Source organism: Flammeovirga sp. OC4 (assembly GCF_000812565.1).
GTDB lineage: Bacteria > Bacteroidota > Bacteroidia > Cytophagales > Flammeovirgaceae > Flammeovirga.
On the sequence record NZ_JTAM01000174.1, the window covers coordinates 1 to 1,009 of the forward strand.

Sequence of the window (1,009 nt, forward strand, 5' to 3'; positions counted from 1 at the left end):
ACTTTGATACTAATGTATCAACAAATACATATCAATGGTTTAAAGATAACACACCCATTGAAGGAGAGATTAGCAGAGAACTGACAACTAATATTACTGGTGAATATCATTGTGAAATTAAGAACTCAAAGTTTATTGATTTGACAATCAATACAGAAAAATATATCGTTTTTGATCAAATTCAACTTGCCCAAGATTCAACTGTTGTAGCTCAAATTTCCAAAGACAACCCACAAAGTTCGTTAAATTGGAACCTTGATGACCCTATATCCACTTGGGAAGGTGTATCTATAAATAATTACAGGGTGACTGCTTTAAAACTGGCTAATAAAAATATCAACCTTATTAATGATAATATCAGTAATCTTGATAAAATTGATTCTCTGATTCTTTCTAAGAATAACATATCAAGTCTACCTGAATCTATTAGCAACATAAACAGTATTAAAGTTCTAATGATTGACAATAATAATATCACACTACTACCAGCTAATCTTAAACTATGGAGTGATCTTAGAAAAATTACACTGCAAAATAATAGTATTAATCAAATTCCTGATGAAGCTAAATTCTGGAGTAATCTCGACACTATTAAACTTGAAAATAATAAATTAACTTTCAAAGACTTAAAAGTCATTCCTAATGCAACATCTTATTTTACTTATTCACCTCAAGATTCGATAAGTAACGCAATAGAGTTATTCTCCAACAGAAAGCAATTACTTAGTATTGATGAAAACATAGATACCGGCATCGAAAATATCTCTTTCGAATGGTATTTCGATAATAACATTATACCTGATCAAAATGATTCTACATATATTGCTTCTGTTACTGGAAAATATAATTACACTTACAAAAGCCCAGACTTCCCTGAATTAACACTATTCTCTAAATCGATTAATATATTTCCTGCCAATAGTTTTGATATATTGGATTCGCTTGCATTAGTAGATATTTATAATTCAAATCCTAATAATACCTTAAACTGGAATTTAGAACAAAGTGT

Annotated in this window: 1 protein-coding gene; it reads left to right on the forward strand. The window is 29.1% G+C overall.

Annotated elements, in window-relative coordinates:
* A partial coding sequence (locus tag PL77_RS32190; protein ID WP_044213710.1) for a hypothetical protein occupies positions 1-1,009 on the forward strand: 1,009 nt, incomplete at both ends.